This window comes from Nocardiopsis dassonvillei subsp. dassonvillei DSM 43111, from assembly GCF_000092985.1.
Classification (GTDB): Bacteria; Actinomycetota; Actinomycetes; order Streptosporangiales; family Streptosporangiaceae; genus Nocardiopsis; species Nocardiopsis dassonvillei.
In genome coordinates, this window is the sequence record NC_014210.1 from 274,416 (window position 1) to 293,619 (window position 19,204).

Genomic DNA, 19,204 nt, shown 5'->3' on the forward strand with positions numbered 1-19,204 from the left:
TCGCGAAAGCAATAAAAGATGCGAAAAAGGGTGGTCCGTTACCGTGCGGCGCCTTCCCTGCCGCCCTCGGTGAAGAGGCGCGGCCCCGCCGGAGAAAGCGCAGGCCAGAGTAGCCGTCGGGGTGACCGCGGGGGCATGCGGCGGGCCGAGTACGCTGGGGGTTCCGGGCCGCCCGCGGGCGGCCCGAACGGTGTCGACGGAGCGAAGTCCGGTGGCGCGGCCACAACCGGCCGTCCAACCCGGCGCTGTCCCGCAACTGTGAGGCCCCCTCGGGGGACGAGCCAGGTCGCCTCCCCGACACCGACGTCCCCGTCCTCGTGGGAAGGACAGGCCGCCTCCGTCGGGACCGCGCAGCTCCTTCCCCCCGCCCGACAAGGAGCACTGTGCGGACCGCACGCCACCTTTCCCCCGTCCTTCTCGGCGCCGTGCTCGCCCTGACCGCCTGCGGTGCACCGGACGGCGGCGAGCCCGAGGCCGAGCCCGCCACCGAGGCCGCCTCCGTCCCCTGCGGGCCCCCGGAGCCCGACCCCGAGCGCCTCTCCGTGGGCGACGGCACCTTCCCCGTCACCGTCACCGACGCCACCGGCGAGGTCACCGTCGAGGAGGCCCCCGAGCGGATCGTCTCCCTGTCGGCCAGCCACACCGAGATGCTCTTCGCCATCGGCGCGGGCGACCGGGTCGAGGCCGCCGACGAGTACTCCGACTACCCGGAGGAGGCCCCCACCACCTCGCTGAGCGGCTTCGAACCCAGCGTGGAGGCCATCACCGAGTACGACCCCGACCTGGTCCTGCTCGCCCGCAGCGCCGAGGCGACCGTCGCCCAGCTGGAGGACGTCGGCATCCCGTCGCTGGTCCTGGACGCCGCCCAGGACCTGGAGGACACCTACGCCCAGATCCGCATGCTCGGCGACGTCACCGGCCACACCGAGGAGGCCGACGCCGAGGCCGCGCGGGTCGAGGACGAGTTCAACGCGATCGTCGAGGGCGTGTGCGAGGAGACCGGCGACGCCGGCCTGTCCTTCTACCAGGAGCTCGACGAGACCTCCTACTCCGCCACCTCCGACACCTTCGTCGGCCAGATCTACGCGTCCTTCGGCCTGGTCAACATCGCCGACGAGGCCGACGCCGACGGGGCCTCGGGCGGCTACCCTCAGCTGTCCCAGGAGTACGTCGTGGAGCAGAACCCGGACCTGATCTTCCTGTCCTACGGGGACGAGTCGACGGTCGCCGACGTGGCCGGGCGCCCCGCCTTCGACACCGTCACCGCGGTGCGGAACGACGCCGTCTACCTGCTCGACGCCGACATCGCCTCCCGCTGGGGGCCGCGCGTGGTCGAGTTCGCCGAGCTGGTCGGCCGGGCCGTCACCGAGAACGCGGCGGACTGACGTGCGGGGCGGTGCCGGCTTCCCCCTGGGGTGGGTCGCGGGCGGGTCGGTCGCGCTGCTCGCGGCGGCCCTGCTCGGCGTCTCCGCCGGAGCGGCCTCCCTCTCCGCGGCCGACATCGCCCGGCACCTGCTCAGTCTCCTGCCGTTCGGTGCGCAGTCCCCCCTCACCGAACGGGAGGCGGCCGTCCTGGTGGAGCTGCGCCTTCCGCGCGTGGTGATGGGCGCGCTCGTCGGCGCCCTCCTGGCCACCGCGGGCGGCGCCTACCAGGGCGTGTTCCGCAACCCGCTGGCCGACCCCTACCTCCTCGGCGCCGCCGCCGGGGCCGGGCTCGGCGCGACGACGGTCATCGTCTTCGGCGCGCAGTTCAGCGACTCCCCGCGCGCCCTGGTCCCGGTCGCCGCGTTCGCCGGCGCCCTGCTCGGCGTGGCCGCCGCCTACCTGCTCGGGTCCACCGCGGGCGGGGGCGGCACCGCCGCGCTCGTCCTGGCGGGCGTGGCCGTCTCCTCGTTCCTGTCCGCCGCCCAGACCCTGGTCCAGCAGATGGGCGTGGACGAACTCCAGCGCATCTTCGCCTGGCTGCTCGGCGGACTCGGCAGGGGCGGCTGGGACGACGTGCGGCTGGTCGCCCCGTACGCGGTGGTCGGACTGGCCGTCCTGCTGGCCAGCGGTTACCTGCTGGACATGCTCGCCCTGGGCGACGACAAGGCGGTCAGCCTGGGACTGAACCCGGCCGCCGTGCGCATCGTGGTGATCGGCGCGGCGTCCCTGGCCACGGCCGCCGCCGTGTCGGTGAGCGGCCTGATCGGCTTCGTGGGGATCGTCGTCCCGCACGTCGTGCGCCGCCTGGTGGGCTCCAACTACCGGGCGATCCTGCCGGTCACCGTGCTCCTCGGCGGCGCCTTCCTGGTCCTGGTGGACATCGTCGCCCGGACGCTCATCGCCCCCGCGGAGCTGCCCATCGGCGTGGTCACCGCCTTCCTCGGCGCGCCCTTCTTCGTGCTCATCCTGCGCACCACGCGCCACCGCGGCACCTGAGTTCCCGCTGTCACCGGTGGTTCCGGGGCGCCCCGGAAGGGGAGGGGCCTACCGGTACCCGCTTCGTTCCCGGCGCGCCACCCGGCCGTGACGCGAACGCGTCGCACACTCTGGAACACTGGAAGGTGCTATGGACATCACCTTGCTCGTCGCCATCATCATCGCCGTCGTGCTCCTGGCCGCCGGTGGGTTCTTCCTGGTCACGACCCGGCGCTCGGTCGAACCGGGCAAGGACGAGACCGAACCCGAACCCACCGGCGCCGCCGCCGGGGCCACCGCCGTGGAGGACCGGGAGCGGGATCCGGGGACCGTCAGCACGCCCCCCGCCCAGGCGCCCCCGCCCGTGCGGGAGACCGTCGAGCCCGCCCCGCCGGAGCTGGAGACCCCGCCGCCCTCGGCCGGGCGCATGGTCCGCCTGCGCGCGCGGCTGGCCCGCTCGCAGAACGCCTTCGGCAAGGGGCTGCTCAACCTCCTGTCCTCCGACTCCCTGGACGAGGACACCTGGGAGGAGATCGAGGACACCCTCATCACCGCCGACATCGGTGTCGCCTCCGCCGCGCAGATCGTGGAGAACCTGCGCACGCGCGTCAAGGTCCTGGGCACCCGCGGCACGGAGGAGGTGCGGACGCTGCTGCGCGAGGAGCTGCTCGCCCAGATCACCACCGGGGCCGACCGCGCCGTGCGCACCGGCCCGCACGACGGACGCCCGGGCGTGGTCATGGTCGTCGGGGTCAACGGCACCGGCAAGACCACCACCACCGGCAAGCTGGCCCGCGTCCTGGTCGGCGACGGCCGCAGCGTCGTGCTCGGCGCCGCCGACACCTTCCGCGCCGCCGCCACCGAACAGCTGGAGACCTGGGGCAGCCGCGTGGGCGCCCCGGTCGTGCGCAAGGAGGAGGGCGCCGACCCCGCCAGCGTGGCCTTCGACGCCGTGGCGCGCGGCGTCGAGGAGGGGGCCGACACCGTCATCATCGACACCGCCGGACGCCTGCACACCAAGACCGGGCTCATGGACGAGCTGGGCAAGGTCAAGCGGGTGGTGGAGAAGAAGTCCCAGGTGGACGAGGTCCTGCTCGTCCTGGACGCGACCACCGGGCAGAACGGCCTGCGCCAGGCCCGGGTGTTCGGCGAGGTCGTCAACGTCACCGGCATCGCCCTGACCAAGCTCGACGGCACCGCCAAGGGCGGCATCATCGTGCAGGTCCAGCGCGAACTGGGCGTGCCGGTCAAGCTCGTCGGGCTCGGCGAGGGCCCCGACGACCTGGCACCCTTCGACCCCGAGGTCTTCGTGGACGCGATCCTGTCCACGGAGTGACGGGGGACCCGACGACGCACGGCCGGACATCCGCACGGGTGTCCGGCCTTCTCGTGTCCGGCCCCTCGCGGCCGGGGCGGGTCCGCCGACGCGCGTCGCCGCCCGCGCCCCCGTCCGCCCCGCCCGTGTCCGGGGGCGGAACGCGGATGTGACGCACGACACGTGACGGAAACCCCGGCGCAACACGGGCGCGCCGGTACCTGACCGCGCCCGCGCCGAACCCGTGAGATGTGACCCTGCGTGCCCGCAGTGTCGCCCACCGGTGGTGTGACGGGGGTCGCTCTGTGCCGATGCACGTGCGTTCGCGCGGACTGGGGCTTCGGTTCATGGCGCCTTAACACTGCCGTCTGTCCTTTTACCGGCGCGCAACACACCGGGTCCTGGCGAGAAACACCCCGGTCCGACAGTTGCCTGCGTGGTGTTCTGCATCGGGCCCGATGATGCGCTCGCTGACCGCCGCCCTCACAGACACAATCCCCCGTCCGTCCTATGGAGGCGACGCAATGATTGACTCCGGCAACACGGCGTGGCTGCTGATCAGCGCAGCCCTCGTGATGCTCATGACCCCGGGCCTGGCCTTCTTCTACGGAGGCATGTCACGGGCCAAGAGCGTCCTCAACATGATGCTGATGAGCTTCGCGAGCATCGCGGTCGTGAGCGTGCTCTGGGTCGTCATCGGCCACTCGCTCACCTACTCCGACGGGCCCGGGGCGCTCGACACCTTCATCGGCGGCCTGGACTACGTCGGCCTGTCCAACCTGATCGGTGAGATCGAGCCCGCGGCCGAGGACGGCACCGGCGGCTACCCGCTGCTGGTCGACGCCGGGTTCCAGATGATGTTCGCGGTCATCACCGTGGCCCTCATCAGCGGCGCCATCGCCGACCGCGCCAAGTTCGGCGCCTGGCTGCTGTTCGTCCCGGTCTGGGCTCTCCTGGTCTACTTCCCCGTCGCCCACTGGGTCTGGGGCGAGGGCTGGATCGAGCAGCTGGAGATCGGCGGCTACACGGTCATCGACTTCGCGGGCGGCACCGCGGTGCACATCAACGCCGGCGCCGCCGCGCTGGCGCTGACCTTCGTCCTGGGCCGCCGCAAGGGCTTCGGCTCGGAGTCGATGCGCCCCCACAACCTGCCGTTCGTCCTGCTGGGCACCGCGCTCCTGTGGTTCGGCTGGTTCGGCTTCAACGCGGGCTCGGCCTACGCCGCCGACGGCACCGCCGCCCTGGCCCTGGTCAACACCCAGGTCGCCACCGCCGCCGCCACCGGCGCCTGGATGCTCGTCGAGCGCTTCCGCTACGGCAAGGTCAGCGCGCTGGGCTTCGCCTCCGGCGCCGTCGCGGGCCTGGTCGCCATCACCCCGGCCGCCGCCAACGTCACGCCGCTCGGCGCCATCGCCGTCGGCCTGCTCTCCGGTGCGGTCTGCGCCTACGCCATCAGCTGGAAGTTCAAGTTCAAGTACGACGACGCGCTCGACGTGGTGGGCATCCACATGGTCGGCGGCATTGTCGGCTCCCTGATCCTCGGCCTGGTCGCCGCGGGTGTGGCGGGCGGCTCCGACGGCCTGCTCTACGGCGGCGGCATCGGCCTGCTGGCCGTCCAGACCATCGCCGTCATCGGCGTCATGCTCTACTCCTTCGCCGTCACCTGGGTCATCGCCAAGGTCATCCACCTCGTCATCGGGTTCCGCATCCCCGAGGAGGTGGAGACCAACGGTCTGGACCACGAGCTGCACGCCGAGTCCGCCTACGCCTTCGACGAACTCGACGAGCTCGAGGACGCGACGGAAGCGGTCTCCCTGCCGACGCCTCCGGGCGGGGAGACGGCCTCGCCGAAGGCCAAGGCCTAGACCTCAGCGTCGAGGCCGCGGGCCTTGCGCCACTGATCCGGCGAGGTGTCCAGGGGCTGACGGAGAGAGATCTCCGTCAGCCCCGTTCGTGTGCTCAGCCACTTTTCATGGCATATATGGGCATTTCTGGCACCGTATTGGCTGTGGCCTGTGTATCCGTTCGGTACCCTCTGAGCGGTACGGCGGTAGAGCCCGGGCGCACGGCGCCCGACCGACGGCTCCGCCACGCGGGCGGCCCCGTTCCCGGCTCCCCCGAAAAGGGGCACGCGGCACAACCGGGAGCCGCGCATTCGCATCCCACACCAGGAACGGGTCGGGGACCGGCGCGTCCACCCCGCCGTCCACCCGGAAACCATGCTGATTCGTACAGTGCCCCACATGTCGGGGTCAGGAGGCAAGATGGCGCCGGTTAGTCACATCACGGGTCGCAGAGGCGGGCGCGTGGCCCTCGCCGCCGCGGGCGCGGTCGTCGCCCTCGGCTTGTCCGGCTGCTCCATCGACCTCAGCCACCTGCGCCCCGGGGGCGGCGGCGAGGAGGAGCCCAGCCCGGAGGCCGCCGAGCCGGTCGCCGCGGCGCCGCTGATGGAGCAGGCCCTGGCCGACCTGGCCGCCTACCCGGCGCTCACCGCCACCGGTCAGGTGGCCGAGAGCGTCGGCTCCGCCGACGTGCGCGACGCCTCGCTGACCGTCGCCGACGGCGGCACGGCCAGCGGCACCATCCGCGCCAACGGCATCGAGGCCGAGCTGATCAGCGCGGACGGCAGGATGTTCCTGCGGGCCGCGGAGGACTTCTGGCTCGACCAGGGCGTCTTCAGCCCCGACTTCGACGACTTCGACGGGAACTGGGTGCGGGCCTCCTCGGCCCAGGCCGGGTTCAACCCGAGCGTCTCCCTGGCCCCGCCGGAGCTCTCCGCCATCCTGGGCGGCATCGAGCTGGACTCGGAGGAGGCCGTCGAGGAGAACCTGGACGGCACGCTCACCTACCGGATCGACCTGGCGGGCGAGCGCAACCAGGTCTGGATCAACGCCGAGACCAGCCAGATCCAGCGCATCGCCATCGAGGAGCTCGTCCCCGAGGAGGCCGAGACCGGCCCCCAGGTCCGCCTGGACCTGGCCGAGGCCGAGACCGCCGCCGTCGAGGAGCTCTACGACGGCGTCACCGCCGCCACCGAGGAGGAGCTGACCTCCTCCCGGGACGCCCGCATCGAGGTCGGCTGGGAGGGCAGCCCCTCCATGACGTGCGAGGACGGCCCCAACTGCACCTGGACCGGGACCGTGCGCGACGCGGGCGGAGACGGCAGCGGCGAGGTGGCCGTGAGCATGGCCGTCACCTTCAGCAACGCCGACATCGGCGAGCAGACCTGCGAGGACAGCGGCACCCTGGAGGCGGGCGGCACGCTGGAGCTCTCGTGCAGCGCCGACTACAACATCGTCAGCTCCGTCCAGCAGACCTACCCGATCGACGGTGAGGCCCAGCTGTCCACGCGCGGCCTGACCGGCGGCCAGCAGGAGGAGATGCTGGCCGCCCTTTCCGAGCAGCGCGAGGCCACCCTGTCGGGCGGGGCCTCCCCCTCCGAGGAGGCGTCGGAGACGGCCGAGGAAGAGGGCAACTAGAGGTACCGGCGGGGCCGCGGCCCCGAGCGCACGGCTGCCGAGGGCGGGGACGGTGTTCCCGCCCTCGGCCGTGTCCGGACCCGCCCGCCGAGGGATACTGCAAGGTGATCCCGGCCGGTAGGCTGGGAGACCAACTCCGAGACGAAGGACTGGCCACACTCGTGTTCGAGACGCTTTCCGACCGGCTGACATCGGTCTTCTCCTCGCTGCGCGGTAAAGGGCGCCTGTCCGAGGAGGACATCAACGCGACCGCGCGGGAGATCCGTCTCGCGCTGCTGGAGGCGGACGTCGCGCTGCCGGTGGTCCGCGAGTTCATCGCGCGGATCAAGGAGCGCGCCCGGGGCGAGGAGGTCTCCAAGGCCCTCAACCCGGCCCAGCAGGTCATCAAGATCGTCAACGAGGAACTGGTCGGGATCCTCGGCGGCGAGACCCGGCAGATCCGCTTCGCCAAGAACCCGCCGACCGTGATCATGCTCGCGGGTCTCCAGGGCGCCGGTAAGACCACCCTGGCGGGCAAGCTCGCCCGGTGGCTGGCCGCCGACCGCAACACGCCGCTGCTGGTCGCCGCCGACCTCCAGCGCCCCAACGCCGTCACGCAGCTCCAGGTGGTCGGTGAGCGCGCCGGGACCCCCGTGTTCGCGCCCGAGCCCGGCAACGGCGTCGGCGACCCCGTCCAGGTCGCCCGCCAGTCCGTCGAGCACGCCCGCCGCAACAACCACAACGTGGTGATCATCGACACCGCTGGCCGCCTCGGCGTGGACAGCGAGATGATGCAGCAGGCCGCGGACATCCGCGACGCGGTCAACCCGGACGAGATCCTCTTCGTCGTCGACGCGATGATCGGCCAGGACGCGGTCAACACCGCGCAGGCCTTCCTCGACGGGGTCGGCTACGACGCGGTCGCGCTCACCAAGCTCGACGGCGACGCGCGCGGCGGCGCGGCCCTGTCCATCCGCCACATCACCGGCCGCCCCATCATGTTCGCGTCCACCGGCGAGAAGCTGGAGGACTTCGACCTCTTCCACCCGGACCGGATGGCCTCGCGCATCCTGGACATGGGTGACGTCCTCACCCTCATCGAACAGGCCCAGCGCACGTTCGACGAGGCCGAGGTCGAGAAGATGGCCTCGACCATGGCGTCGGACGAGGACTTCACGCTCGACGACTTCCTCCAGCAGATGCAGATGGTCCGCAAGCTCGGCCCGATCGGCAACCTGCTCGGCATGATGCCCGGCATGGGCCAGATGCGCGAGCAGATCGACAGCATCGACGACAAGGACCTGGACCGCATCCAGGCCGTCATCCAGTCGATGACCCCGGGCGAGCGCGCCAACCCCAAGATGATCAACGGCTCGCGCCGCCTGCGCATCGCCAACGGTTCGGGCACCCAGGTCAGCGATGTCAACGGCCTGGTCACCCGCTTCTTCGAGGCGCAGAAGATGATGCGCAAGATGAAGAGCGGCGGCATGCCGGGTATGCCCGGGATGCCGGGCATGGGCGGCGGTGCCAACCGCAAGAAGGCCAAGGCCCAGGCCAAGAAGGCCAAGAAGGGCAAGCAGCGCAGCGGCAACCCGATGAAGGCCCGCCAGCAGGAGGCCGACCGCGCGGCCGAGCGCCAGCGCCGCCAGGAGGAGGGCGGCCAGCAGCCGCCGCAGCTGCCCCCGGGCCTGGGGGGCGGCGGCCAGCCCACGCTCCCGCCCGGCTTCGGCGGCCCCAACATGCCCGACCTGTCCAACTTCAAGCTGCCCAAGCAGTAGGCGCGGCCGGTAGCGGTCCTCGCGCCCGTCGGCCGACGGGCGGAGCGCTACCATGCGTGTGGCGCGACCGACCGCACCGCGGACGCGGACGGGCCCACGGCCCGGATCGCGTGCCCGCCTCCCCGGAGGCGGGCGGTCGGCGCCGCCCGGGAGACCGGGCGGGGCGGCCCGTCCACGTTCCGGGGACGGGCCGCCTCCGCGTCCGCCGCCCATCCGTGCACAGGTGTTCCGGTGTCGTGTCCGGGGAACACGTCCGCGTCTGGCACAATGAGTAGTCGACTAACGGTGCCGGGCCAGCCCTCTAACTAGCCCGCCACCCACGTCTGTCCCGTCGGGTGCCGCAACCCCACGTGGTTTCGCCGCCGGGCGCCTTACACCGTTAATCGGGAGAAGACCACTCCAGTGGCTGTCAAACTGAAGCTCAAGCGTATGGGCAAGATCCGTACGCCCCAGTACCGCATCATCGTCGCCGACGCCCGCACCAAGCGGGACGGCAAGGCGATCGAGGAGATCGGCAAGTACCACCCCAAGGAGCACCCGAGCCTCATCGAGGTCGACTCCGAGCGGGTCCAGTACTGGCTGTCCGTGGGCGCCCAGCCCTCCGACGCGGTCAAGGTCCTCCTGCGCAAGAGCGGTGACTGGCAGAAGTTCAAGGGCCTGCCCGCCCCGGCTCCGCTCCAGGTCGCCGAGGCCAAGGACCCCGAGGCCAAGGAAGCCGCCTTCCAGGCCGCTCTGAAGGAGCTCGTGCTCCCCGGCGCCGAGGGCAAGGGCAAGGGCCGCAAGTCCGAGAAGAAGGCGGACAAGGCGGACAAGCCCGCCGAGACCGCTGAGACCACCGAGACTGAGAAGTCCGAGGGCGAGGCCTGACGTGCTGGAAGAGGCGCTTGAGCACCTCGTGAAGGGGATCGTTGCGAACTCCGACGACGTCCAGGTGAGAGCCAAGCGGCTCCGCAAGGGCAAAGTCCTGGAGGTCCGGGTCCATCCCGACGACCTCGGCAAGGTGATCGGCCGCAACGGCCGCACCGCCAAGTCCCTGCGGACCGTCATCGGCGCCCTGGCCGGGGGCCGCTACGTCCGCGTGGACCTGCTGGACCTGCACGAAGTGCGCTGACGCGCCTCTCGGGGCGCCGACCGCCAGCGGTCGGCGCCCCGCAGCCGTGCCCGGGACCCCGGGGCCCGTGCCCACCGCACGCGCCCGGTCCCGGGCACAGTTTTCTCACCCCCCGAGGGGCGGAAGGAAGAATCCCCATGCGACTCGTTGTCGGCCGGATCGGCCGCGCGCACGGCGTCCGCGGCGACGTCGCGGTGGACGTGCGCACGGACGACCCCGCGGCCCGGTTCGCCGACGGCTCCGTGCTGGCCACCGACCCGGCCGAGGCCGGTCCGCTCACCGTCGTCTCCACGCGCCGCCACAGCGGCCGCCTGCTCGTGCGCTTCGAGGGCGTGGCCGACCGCGACGCCGCGGAGGGGCTGCGCGGCACCGCCCTGCTCGTGGACTCCGAGGACATCCCGCCGCTGGAGGACCCGGACGAGTTCCACGACCACGAACTCATCGGCCTGGCCGCGGTGACCACCGGCGCGGAGCCGGTCGGTACGGTCGCGGACGTGCTCCACCACGCGCAGGACCTCCTGGTGGTGACCACCCCGGACGGCGCGGAGGTGTACGTGCCCTTCGTGGCGGCCCTGGTCCCCGAGGTGGACGTGGCCGGCGGCCGGATCGTCATCGACCCGCCGCCCGGCCTGCTCGACCTCGCCGACTGAAGGGGCGCGCCGTGCGCATCGACATCATCAGCATCTTCCCCGAGTACTTCGGCCCCCTGGACCTGTCCCTGATCGGCAGGGCCCGCGTGTCCGGGCTGCTCGACGTGCGCGTGCACGATCTGCGCTCCTGGACCCACGACCGCCACAACACCGTGGACGACACCCCCTACGGCGGCGGCCCCGGCATGGTGATGAAACCCGAGCCGTGGGGCGAGGCGCTGGACGAGGTCGTGGGCGAGGGCCCCGCGCGGCTGATCCTGCCCACTCCCAGCGGACGCCCCTTCCGGCAGGCCGACGCCGAGCGCCTGGCCAAGGAGGAGCGGCTGGTCTTCGGCTGCGGCCGCTACGAGGGCATCGACTCGCGGGTCGCGGCGGACGCCGCGGAGCGGATGCCCGTCGAGGAGGTCAGCATCGGCGACTACGTGCTCAACGGCGGCGAGTCCGCGACGCTGGTGATGGTCGAGGCGATCACCCGGCTGCTGCCGGGCGTCCTCGGCAACACCGAGTCCGCGGTGCAGGACTCCTTCGCCTCCGGCGGCATGGAGAACCTCGTGGAGGGGGCGGTCTACACCAAACCCGCCACCTGGCGCGGCCGGGAGGTGCCGCCGGTGCTGCTGTCGGGCAACCACGGCGCCGTGGACCGCTGGCGCCGCGACCAGGCTCTGCGCAAGACCGCGCGCAACCGCCCCGACCTGGTGGAGGCCCTGCCCGAGGAGGCGCTGGACCGGCGCGACCGGGAGGTCCTGGCCGAGGAGGCCGTTCGAGACGCCACCTGAGATGTGGCAGACTGGGTGGGTTCCCCCTCGGTGACCGGCGGCATCCGCATGCCGGCGGTACGACGTCGGCCTCTGTGACGGTCACCCGGGCGGTTCGACAGTACAGACCCATTCGGGCCCTCGCCCGCGTACCCCCTCCCCTGCCGGGGAGCAGGACGCGGAGCGCTATCGATGAGGATTCGCGAGATGCACACCGCCATTCAGGAGCTGGAGAAGGCCCAGCTTCGTTCCGACGTCCCGGAGTTCCGTCCGGGTGACACCCTCAACGTCCACGTCCGTGTGACCGAGGGCAACCGTACCCGTGTCCAGGTCTTCAAGGGCGTCGTCATCCGCCGCCAGGGCTCGGGCAACCGCGAGACCTTCACCATCCGCAAGGTGAGCTACGGCGTGGGCGTGGAGCGTACCTTCCCGATCCACACCCCGGCCATCGAGAAGTACGAGGTCGCCGCCCGCGGCCGCGTGCGTCGCGCCAAGCTGTACTACCTGCGCGACCTGCGCGGCAAGGCCGCCCGCATCCGCGAGCGCCGCTAGTCCGCGACCGGGTGGCCCGGGGCCTCCTCCCGGCGTTTTTCCGTGTCGAATCTCTCCGCTCCCGCCAGGGAGGCAGGATAGGCTTCGGCTCGATGAGCAAAGACGAGAAGGACCTCGGCTCGGACGGGGTCCAGGACGAGGAATCCGCCCAGCCCGGTCCGGAGGAGCACGACTCCGCCACTGGCTCCCGAGCTCATGAGAGCTCGGGAGCCAGTGCTGTCTCCGGTACCGACGGCGAGGAGCCGGATGAGGGGGCGGACGACGAGATGAGCAAGTCCCAGAGCACCGAGAAGAAGGGGTCGTTCTGGAAGGAACTCCCCGTCCTGATCGTGATCGCCGTGGTCCTGGCGTTCGTGATCAGGACCTGGCTGGTGCAGGCCTTCTACATTCCCTCCACCTCGATGGAGAACACCCTCCTCGTCGGGGACCGGGTGCTCGTCAACAAGGTCGTCTACGAGCTCCGCGATATCGAGCGCGGCGAGGTGGTCGTCTTCGACGGCAACGGGTCCTGGGACGATCCGAACACCGTGTCGGTCCCCGAGCCCACCAACCCGGTCTCGGCCGCGTTCACGTGGGTGCAGCAGCAGCTGGGCGCGGCGCCCACGGGCAAGGAGTACATCAAGCGGGTCATCGGCCTGCCCGGTGACACCGTGGAGTGCTGCGACGAGCAGAACCGCGTCCTGGTCAACGGGGTCCCCCTCGAAGAAGAGGCCTACCTGTACCCGGGCAGCGTGGCCACGCACACCGAGTTCGGCCCGATCGAGGTGCCCGAGGGACACCTGTGGCTGATGGGGGACCACCGGGCGATCTCCTCCGACTCGCGGCTCAACCAGAACAACCCCGGCGGCGGCGCGGTCCCGATCGACCACGTCGTGGGACGGGCCTTCGTGATCATCTGGCCGGCCGGGCAGATCGGCCCGCTCAGCATCCCCGATTCCTTCGAGGAGCTCAACGCCGCGGACGAGTGACGTACCGCGCGGGCGGTCCGACGAGAAAATCCGCACGGCGGAGTACACGGGGCCCTTCCGTGACGCATGATGGAGGCTGGACGGTATCGGCGTCCCCCGACGCGCGGGGCCGCCGTCGACCGGGAACATCCCGGCCGTCGGCGGTGTCCGGGTGGGAGGGGACCGGCACACCACGACCGGAGAGTGCGACGAAAGCGAGCGCGTGGATGAGTTCTGAGGACCTGGAGAAGTACGAGGCCGAGATGGAGCTCCAGCTCTATCGCGAGTACCGCGACGTCGTCGGTCTGTTCAGCTACGTGGTGGAGACCGAACGGCGGTTCTACCTCACCAACCACGTCGACCTCCAGCCGCGTTCGACCGAGAACGGGGAGATGTACTTCGAGGTCGTGATGGAGGACGCCTGGGTCTGGGACATGTACCGTCCGGCCAGGTTCGTCCGCAACGTCCGCGTGGTGACGTTCAAGGACGTCAACGTCGAGGAGATCACCAAGGCCGACCTGGAGATGCCGCCCGCAGAGGGGAGCGGGCAGAGCTGATCCGGCCACCGGGCGGCCGGGGAGACCCCGGGGGCCCGGCCCCCGGGTCCGGCCTCCCTCCTCCGGACGCCGCCGGGGTTTTCCACAGGAGAGAACCGGCTCTGGCGCCGTGAACGGAGATCACCGACCGTGGTTACGGGAGGTGGTCGACCTTGGACCGGTGGGCCGAGTACCGAAGGACGCTGGGCGGCCGCGGCGAGGACCTCGCCGCGGCCTTCCTCCGACGCGCCGGGATGCGGGTGGTCGCCCGCAACTGGCGCATCCCCGACGGGGAGATCGACATCGTCGCCCGGGACGGCCCCGTCCTGGTCGTCGCGGAGGTCAAGACCCGTACCTCCGTCCGGCACGGGCACCCGGTGGAGGCCATCACCCCCGACAAGAGGCGCCGCCTGCGCCGCCTCGGACACGCCTGGGCGGTCCGGCACCGGGTGCCCGCCCACCCCCTGCGTGTGGACGGCGTCTGCGTCCTGATCAGCGGCGGGCGCGTGTTCGTCTCCCATGAGCGGGGGATGGCATGATGACGCTCGCCCGCACCCGCTGCATCGCCCTGCTGGGCGTCCAGGGGCACATCGTCGAGGTGGAGGTGCACCTGGGCGGCGGCGACTTCGGGGTGACCCTGGTGGGGCTGCCCGACGCCGCGCTCCGCGAGGCCAGGGACCGCATCCGCGCCGCCGTCGTCAACAGCGGCGAGGAGTGGCCCAGCGGCCAGATCGTCATCAGCCTGTCCCCGGCCAGCCTGCCCAAGTCCGGGAGCCTGTTCGACCTGGCCATCGCCGCCGCCGTCCTCGCCGCGGCGGGCTCGGTGCCGGTGGAGCGGCTGGAGGACAGCGTCCTCATCGCGGAACTCGGCCTGGACGGCCGGGCACGGCCGGTGCTGGGGGTCCTCCCGGCGGTCGTGTCGGCCGCCGAGCAGGGCTACCGCAGGTTCGTCGTCGCGCGGGGGAACGCCGCCGAGGCCCGGCTGGTGCCCGGCGCCGAGGTGACGGCGGTGGACAGCCTGATGGACCTGTGCCAGTGGCTGCGCGGGGAGTACTTTCCCGAGGCGCACGAGGCGGAGGCCGTGCCCCGTCCCCGGGAGCCGCGCGGCCAGGGGCCCGACCTGTCCGACGTCCTGGGGCAGCCGGTGGCCCGCCGCGCGGTGGAGATCGCCGCGGCCGGCGGCCACAACCTCATGATGCTGGGGCCTCCCGGCACCGGCAAGAGCCTGCTCGCCGAACGCCTGCCCACCGTGCTGCCCCCGCTCAGCCCCGCCGAGGCGCTGGAGGCCACCGCGATCCACTCGGTGGCGGGCATGCTGCCGCCCGGCGCGCCCCTGGTCACCGCGCCCCCCTTCGCGGCTCCGCACCACACCTCCACCCGGGCCTCGATCATCGGCGGGGGCAGCGGCTACCCCACGCCCGGCTGGGTGTCCAAGGCCCACCGCGGCGTGCTCTTCGTCGACGAGGCCCCGCAGTTCGGGCGCGGGGTGCTGGACTCCCTGCGCGAACCCCTGGAGCGCGGCGAGGTGGTCCTGGCCCGCGCCTCCTCGACGGTGACCTTCCCGGCCCGCTTCCAGCTGGTGATGGCCGCCAACCCCTGCCCCTGCGCCAAACCCGGCGCCCTGTGCACCTGCCCCGCCGGTGAGCGGCGCCGCTACTTCTCCCGCCTGTCCGGGCCCCTGCTGGACCGGATCGACCTCAAGGTGGAGCTGCAACCGGTGTCGAGGGCCGAGCTGCTCGCCGACCGCGCCTTCGCCGAGTCCTCCGAGGTGGTGGCCGCCCGGGTGGAGAAGGCCCGCGCCCGCGCCGCCGAGCGGCTGGCGCACACGCCCTGGACCACCAACGCGGCCATCCCCGGGGCGCAGCTGCGCCGGGAGTTCCCGGTGGAGACCGCCGCGCTGCGGGTGCTGGGCAGAGCGATGGACCTCGGACAGATCAGCGCCCGGGGGGTGGACCGCGCCCTGCGGGTCGCCTGGACCCTGGCCGACCTCGCCGACCGGGACCGCCCCGGCGAGGAGGAGGCGGCCTACGCCTTCGCGCTCTGGGCGGGGCGCGCGTGGTGAACACGGACACGACGGAGGAGAGCGGGGGGACGGTGCGGGACGCGGAGGACGAGGCGGACGCGCGGGCGCGGGCCTGCCTGACAGCGGTGGCCCCGCCGGGGGACCTGTGGCTGGGGGCGATGCTCGCCGAGCACGGCGCGGAACGGGTGTGGGCGCTGCTGGCGGCGGGGGCGCACCCGCCGCCGGTGCCTGTCGAAGCCGGGGAGGACGGCCCGGGACCGGAGGCGCAGACCCTTCTGGAACGCAGGTGGGCGCGGTGGGGCGCCGCGGCGCGGGCGGTGGACCCCGACGGGCTGCTCGGCGACTCGGCGGCGGCCGGCATCCGCTTCGTGGCCCCGCGGGACCCCGAGTGGCCGGGCCGCCTCGACGAACTGGACCTGCCCGGAGGGCGGCGCTCGCACGGACTGTGGGTACGCGGCGCGGGGGACCTGCGTCACCTGTGCCTGCGCTCGGTGGCCGTGGTGGGCGCGCGCTCGGCCACGCCCTACGGGGAGCACGTGGCGGCGGAGATGGCCTACGAGCTGGCCGAGCGCGCGGTCGTGGTGGTCTCCGGCGGCGCCTACGGGATCGACGGGGCCGCGCACCGGGCGGCCCAGGCCCACGGCGGCACGGTCGTGGTGCTGGCCTGCGGGCTGGACGTGGACTACCCGCGCGGGCACGCGGGCCTGTTCGCCGACGTCGCCCGCACCGGGGTGCTGGTGAGCGAGCGGCCGGTGGGCGCCACCCCGCGCGCACCGGACTTCCTCGTACGCAACCGGCTGATCGCCGCGCTCACCCCGGGCACGGTGGTGGTGGAGGCCGGACGGCGTAGCGGTGCCCTCAACACCGCCTCGCACGCGGCCGAGCTCAACCGGGCGCTGATGGCGGTCCCCGGCCCGGTCACCTCGGCGATGTCGGTGGGCTGCCACCTGCTGCTCCGAGACTGGAACGCGAGCTGCGTCACCTGCGCGGACGACGTCGTCGCCCAGGTGAGCGCGCTGGGTGAGCTGCCGCCGGAGTCCGGGCCGCTGCGGGTGTCGGCCGAGCTCGACCAGGACAGCGCCCGCGTCCTGGCGGCGGTGCCCAGGTCCGGCGCCGGGCCCGCGGTGATCGCCGTGGCCAGCGGGACCCGTCTGGAGAGGACCCTGCGCTCCCTGGGGATGCTGGCCGCGGCCGGACTGGTGGAGCGCTGTCCGTCGGGCTGGCGGCTGCCGCAGTGAGCGGGCGGAGGCCGCGACCGGCAAGCCGGTTCCCGGCGTGCGCCGCGGGGTCGGGGCGGTCAGGGGCCGCCGGACGGCCGCCGGGGCCGTGCGGCACCGTGGACGGCTACGGCCGCCGGGCCTGGCGAAGACGGGTCCCGCGCGCCGCGTACACTCCGTGGTCCGCTCCCGCCACATCCGGTCTTCGGCCCGGGCGGGGCGAAGCGGTGGCGGAACTCCATCCGGGCTACCCGCGGTCCCGGGGACGGCACGCGGACCGGCGTGCGGCGACGGTAGCGCGCCCCGCATGACGGGTACGGTGACGCCATGACCAAACCCTACAGTGACGCCCTGGTGGCGGACGGGCCGCTGTTGTTCGTCTCCGGACAGACCCCCGAGGGGCCCGGGGGAGAGGTCGCCGGGGACATCGGGGGGCAGACGCGCCAGATCTTCCGCAACCTGGAGGCCGTCCTGTCCCGCCACGGCGCGGATCTGGGCCACCTGGTCAAGCTCACCTACTACCTGCGCCACATCTCCGACCTGGAGGAGTTCCGCTCCGCCCTGCTGGAGTGCCTGCCCGACGGGCACCTGCCCGCCGCCTCCCTGGTGGAGGTGAGCGGACTGGTCGACCCCACCCACCTCGTGGAGGTCGAGGGGGTCGCCTGTCTGCCCTCCGGGAGGTAGGCGTGCTGGAGAGCTTCGCCGCGCACCTGTCGGGCGAGCTGGGGCGCTCGCCCCACACCGTGCGCGGCTACCTGGCCGACCTGCGCTCCCTCCTGGCACACCTGGAGGAGCGGGGGCGGAGCGTGCGGGACCTGGACGTGGACCTGGTGCGCGGGTGGCTGTCCCGTGCCCGCGACGCGGGCGCGAGCCGCGCCACCGTGGCCCGCCGCGTGGCCGCCGTCCGCGCGTTCACCCGGTTCCTGCACCGCGAGGGCGTGCTGGCGGCCGACCCCGGCCCGCGCCTGGCCAGCCCGGCGCAGCAGCGCTCCCTGCCCACGGTGCTCGACGAGCGCCAGGCCGCCGCGGCGCTCGCGGGGGAGACCGAGGGCACCCCGACCGGCCTGCGCCGCCGCGCGGTGGTGGAGACGCTCTACGCCACCGGCGTGCGCGTCGCCGAGCTGTGCGCTCTGGACCTCGCCGACGTGGACCGCGAACGCGACACCGTGCGCGTCCTGGGCAAGGGGGCCAAGGAGCGCACGGTTCCCGTGGGCGGTCCGGCCCTGGACGCCCTCGACGCCTGGCTGAGCGGCGGCCGCCCGGAGATGGCGGGCGCCACCAGCGGCTCCGCGCTGTTCCTGGGGGCGCGGGGCGGCCGCCTGGGCGTCCGCCAGGCCCGCGAGGACGTGCACGCCCACCTGCGCGCCGTCGGTGCGGACAGCGCGCCGCACGGTCTGCGGCACAGCGCGGCCACCCACCTGCTCAACGGCGGCGCCGACCTGCGCAGCGTGCAGGAGTTCCTGGGCCACGCCAGCCCGCGCAGCACGCAGATCTACACCCACGTGTCCGTGGAGCGCCTGCGCGACACCTACCGCCGGGCCCACCCCCGCGCCTGACCGCTCCCCGCGCCGCCTCGGTCCCGTCTCGGCGCGCCCGGTCGGCGTACCGCGCGCCCGCGGCCCCGCCCGCGGTGGCGGGCGGGAGGGCGCGGACGCGGCACCGCCCGCACGGGGCGGTCCTCCGGGGCCCGGGAGCCGTCCGCTCCGCCGTCGGTGGGCGTCGGCGGGGCCGGGGCCGTCCGCGCCCGTGTGGCGAGGCGGGCGGCGGGACCGGCAGCAGGCGGAACTCGCCCAGGCCGAGCAGGGAGAGCGGATCGAGGTGGTCGTCGCCGCGGAGCAGGCCCCAGTGCAGGCAGGGCCGGTCCGGGCGGTGCGGCGGCGCGGCGGCGAGCGTGCCCAGAACGTCCCCGGCGGCGACCGGGTCGCCGCGGACCAGGTCGGACTCCACCGGCAGGTAGGTGGTGCGCAGGTCGCCGTGGGTCACGCTCACCAGCGGTGTGCCCGCCACCCGGCCCGCGAAGTGCACCCGCCCGGCACCGGCCGCGCGGACCTCCTGGCCGGGCTCAGCGGCCAGGTCCACGCCCAGGTGCCCGGGCAGCCAGCGCTGTTCGGGCGGGTCGAAGGGGCGCAGCACCCGGACCGGCGGGTCCACCGGCCAGCGCCAGTCGGCCTCGGCGGGGTGGTGCGGGGACAGGAGGGAGAACACCAGGGACAGGGTCAGGAGCAGTGAGGGGGCCATACCTCCAGGGTCCGGACGCGGGGGCCGCGACACCAGGGGGAGTCCGTGCCTGTGGACGACCCCGCCGCGGAAAGGGGGCGCCACGCGGCGCAGGTCCCGACGTATTCCCGATGGAGATAGAATCATCTGTGGCCCGTCGGGCCGATCACAATACGCACGTCCACGAGCCTCCTCAGCGAGGGGCCGCACCCGCGGTCCGTGCCGCCTCCGGGCGGTGCGGCGGT

The 19,204-nt window shown here is 73.2% G+C and carries 18 protein-coding genes and 1 pseudogene; 18 read left to right on the top strand and 1 reads right to left on the bottom strand.

Going from position 1 to position 19,204, the window contains the following annotated elements:
• Positions 1-383 precede the first annotated feature (383 nt).
• The 18 genes from NDAS_RS01115 to NDAS_RS01200 all read left to right on the top strand — a co-directional run bounded on the left by NDAS_RS01115 (position 384) and on the right by NDAS_RS01200 (position 18,298).
• On the top strand, positions 384-1,385 hold the full coding sequence (locus NDAS_RS01115; RefSeq protein WP_013151275.1) for an ABC transporter substrate-binding protein: 1,002 nt from the start codon (positions 384-386) through the stop codon (positions 1,383-1,385).
• A gap of 1 nt (position 1,386) precedes the next feature.
• Positions 1,387-2,421, top strand: coding sequence for a FecCD family ABC transporter permease (locus NDAS_RS01120; RefSeq protein ID WP_013151276.1), 1,035 nt, complete (start codon positions 1,387-1,389; stop codon positions 2,419-2,421).
• A 130-nt stretch (positions 2,422-2,551) separates the two neighbouring features.
• Positions 2,552-3,736: a signal recognition particle-docking protein FtsY gene (gene ftsY, locus NDAS_RS01125; RefSeq protein WP_013151277.1), complete on the top strand. Its 1,185-nt coding sequence runs from the start codon at positions 2,552-2,554 to the stop codon at positions 3,734-3,736.
• Positions 3,737-4,239: 503 nt separating this feature from the next.
• The gene (locus NDAS_RS01130; protein ID WP_013151278.1) at positions 4,240-5,580 is read left to right on the top strand and encodes an ammonium transporter; all 1,341 of its coding nucleotides are present in this window, start codon (positions 4,240-4,242) and stop codon (positions 5,578-5,580) included.
• Positions 5,581-5,979: 399 nt separating this feature from the next.
• Positions 5,980-7,194 carry a LolA-like protein gene (locus NDAS_RS01135; RefSeq protein WP_013151279.1) on the top strand — a complete coding sequence of 405 codons (1,215 nt, stop codon included), beginning with the start codon at positions 5,980-5,982 and terminating at the stop codon, positions 7,192-7,194.
• Between the two features lie 161 nt (positions 7,195-7,355).
• Positions 7,356-8,951 (top strand): signal recognition particle protein, encoded by a 1,596-nt coding sequence (gene ffh, locus NDAS_RS01140; protein WP_013151280.1) that lies wholly within the window; start codon positions 7,356-7,358, stop codon positions 8,949-8,951.
• A gap of 402 nt (positions 8,952-9,353) precedes the next feature.
• On the top strand, positions 9,354-9,818 hold the full coding sequence (rpsP, locus tag NDAS_RS01145; RefSeq protein WP_013151281.1) for a 30S ribosomal protein S16: 465 nt from the start codon (positions 9,354-9,356) through the stop codon (positions 9,816-9,818).
• 1 nt (position 9,819) lies between these two features.
• Positions 9,820-10,062 carry an RNA-binding protein gene (locus tag NDAS_RS01150; RefSeq protein ID WP_013151282.1) on the top strand — a complete coding sequence of 81 codons (243 nt, stop codon included), beginning with the start codon at positions 9,820-9,822 and terminating at the stop codon, positions 10,060-10,062.
• Between the two features lie 137 nt (positions 10,063-10,199).
• Positions 10,200-10,712 (top strand): ribosome maturation factor RimM, encoded by a 513-nt coding sequence (gene rimM / locus NDAS_RS01155; protein WP_013151283.1) that lies wholly within the window; start codon positions 10,200-10,202, stop codon positions 10,710-10,712.
• Positions 10,713-10,723: 11 nt separating this feature from the next.
• On the top strand, positions 10,724-11,488 hold the full coding sequence (trmD, locus tag NDAS_RS01160; RefSeq protein ID WP_013151284.1) for a tRNA (guanosine(37)-N1)-methyltransferase TrmD: 765 nt from the start codon (positions 10,724-10,726) through the stop codon (positions 11,486-11,488).
• Between the two features lie 186 nt (positions 11,489-11,674).
• Positions 11,675-12,019: a 50S ribosomal protein L19 gene (rplS, locus tag NDAS_RS01165; protein ID WP_019608682.1), complete on the top strand. Its 345-nt coding sequence runs from the start codon at positions 11,675-11,677 to the stop codon at positions 12,017-12,019.
• Positions 12,020-12,111: 92 nt separating this feature from the next.
• Positions 12,112-12,987 carry a signal peptidase I gene (gene lepB / locus NDAS_RS01170; protein ID WP_013151286.1) on the top strand — a complete coding sequence of 292 codons (876 nt, stop codon included), beginning with the start codon at positions 12,112-12,114 and terminating at the stop codon, positions 12,985-12,987.
• Positions 12,988-13,193: 206 nt separating this feature from the next.
• Positions 13,194-13,523, top strand: a complete 330-nt coding sequence (locus NDAS_RS01175) for a DUF2469 domain-containing protein (protein WP_013151287.1) — start codon at positions 13,194-13,196, stop codon at positions 13,521-13,523.
• Positions 13,524-13,675: 152 nt separating this feature from the next.
• A complete protein-coding gene (locus tag NDAS_RS01180) occupies positions 13,676-14,041 on the top strand; it encodes a YraN family protein (protein ID WP_013151288.1) in 366 nt (121 codons plus the stop codon).
• The gene (locus NDAS_RS01185; protein WP_013151289.1) at positions 14,041-15,564 is read left to right on the top strand and encodes a YifB family Mg chelatase-like AAA ATPase; all 1,524 of its coding nucleotides are present in this window, start codon (positions 14,041-14,043) and stop codon (positions 15,562-15,564) included. Before NDAS_RS01180 ends, NDAS_RS01185 begins: the two co-directional genes overlap by 1 nt.
• Complete coding sequence (locus NDAS_RS01190; protein WP_013151290.1) at positions 15,561-16,763, top strand: DNA-processing protein DprA; 1,203 nt, start codon at positions 15,561-15,563, stop codon at positions 16,761-16,763. Before NDAS_RS01185 ends, NDAS_RS01190 begins: the two co-directional genes overlap by 4 nt.
• A 306-nt stretch (positions 16,764-17,069) precedes the next feature.
• Positions 17,070-17,426 (top strand): RidA family protein, encoded by a 357-nt coding sequence (locus tag NDAS_RS01195; RefSeq protein ID WP_013151291.1) that lies wholly within the window; start codon positions 17,070-17,072, stop codon positions 17,424-17,426.
• A gap of 2 nt (positions 17,427-17,428) precedes the next feature.
• A complete protein-coding gene (locus tag NDAS_RS01200; protein WP_013151292.1) occupies positions 17,429-18,298 on the top strand; it encodes a tyrosine recombinase XerC in 870 nt (289 codons plus the stop codon).
• A 265-nt stretch (positions 18,299-18,563) separates the two neighbouring features.
• Here the strand turns inward: NDAS_RS01200 and NDAS_RS27730 are convergent.
• Positions 18,564-19,106, bottom strand: a pseudogene (locus NDAS_RS27730) (M23 family metallopeptidase); the annotation flags it as partial.
• Positions 19,107-19,204 lie beyond the last annotated feature (98 nt).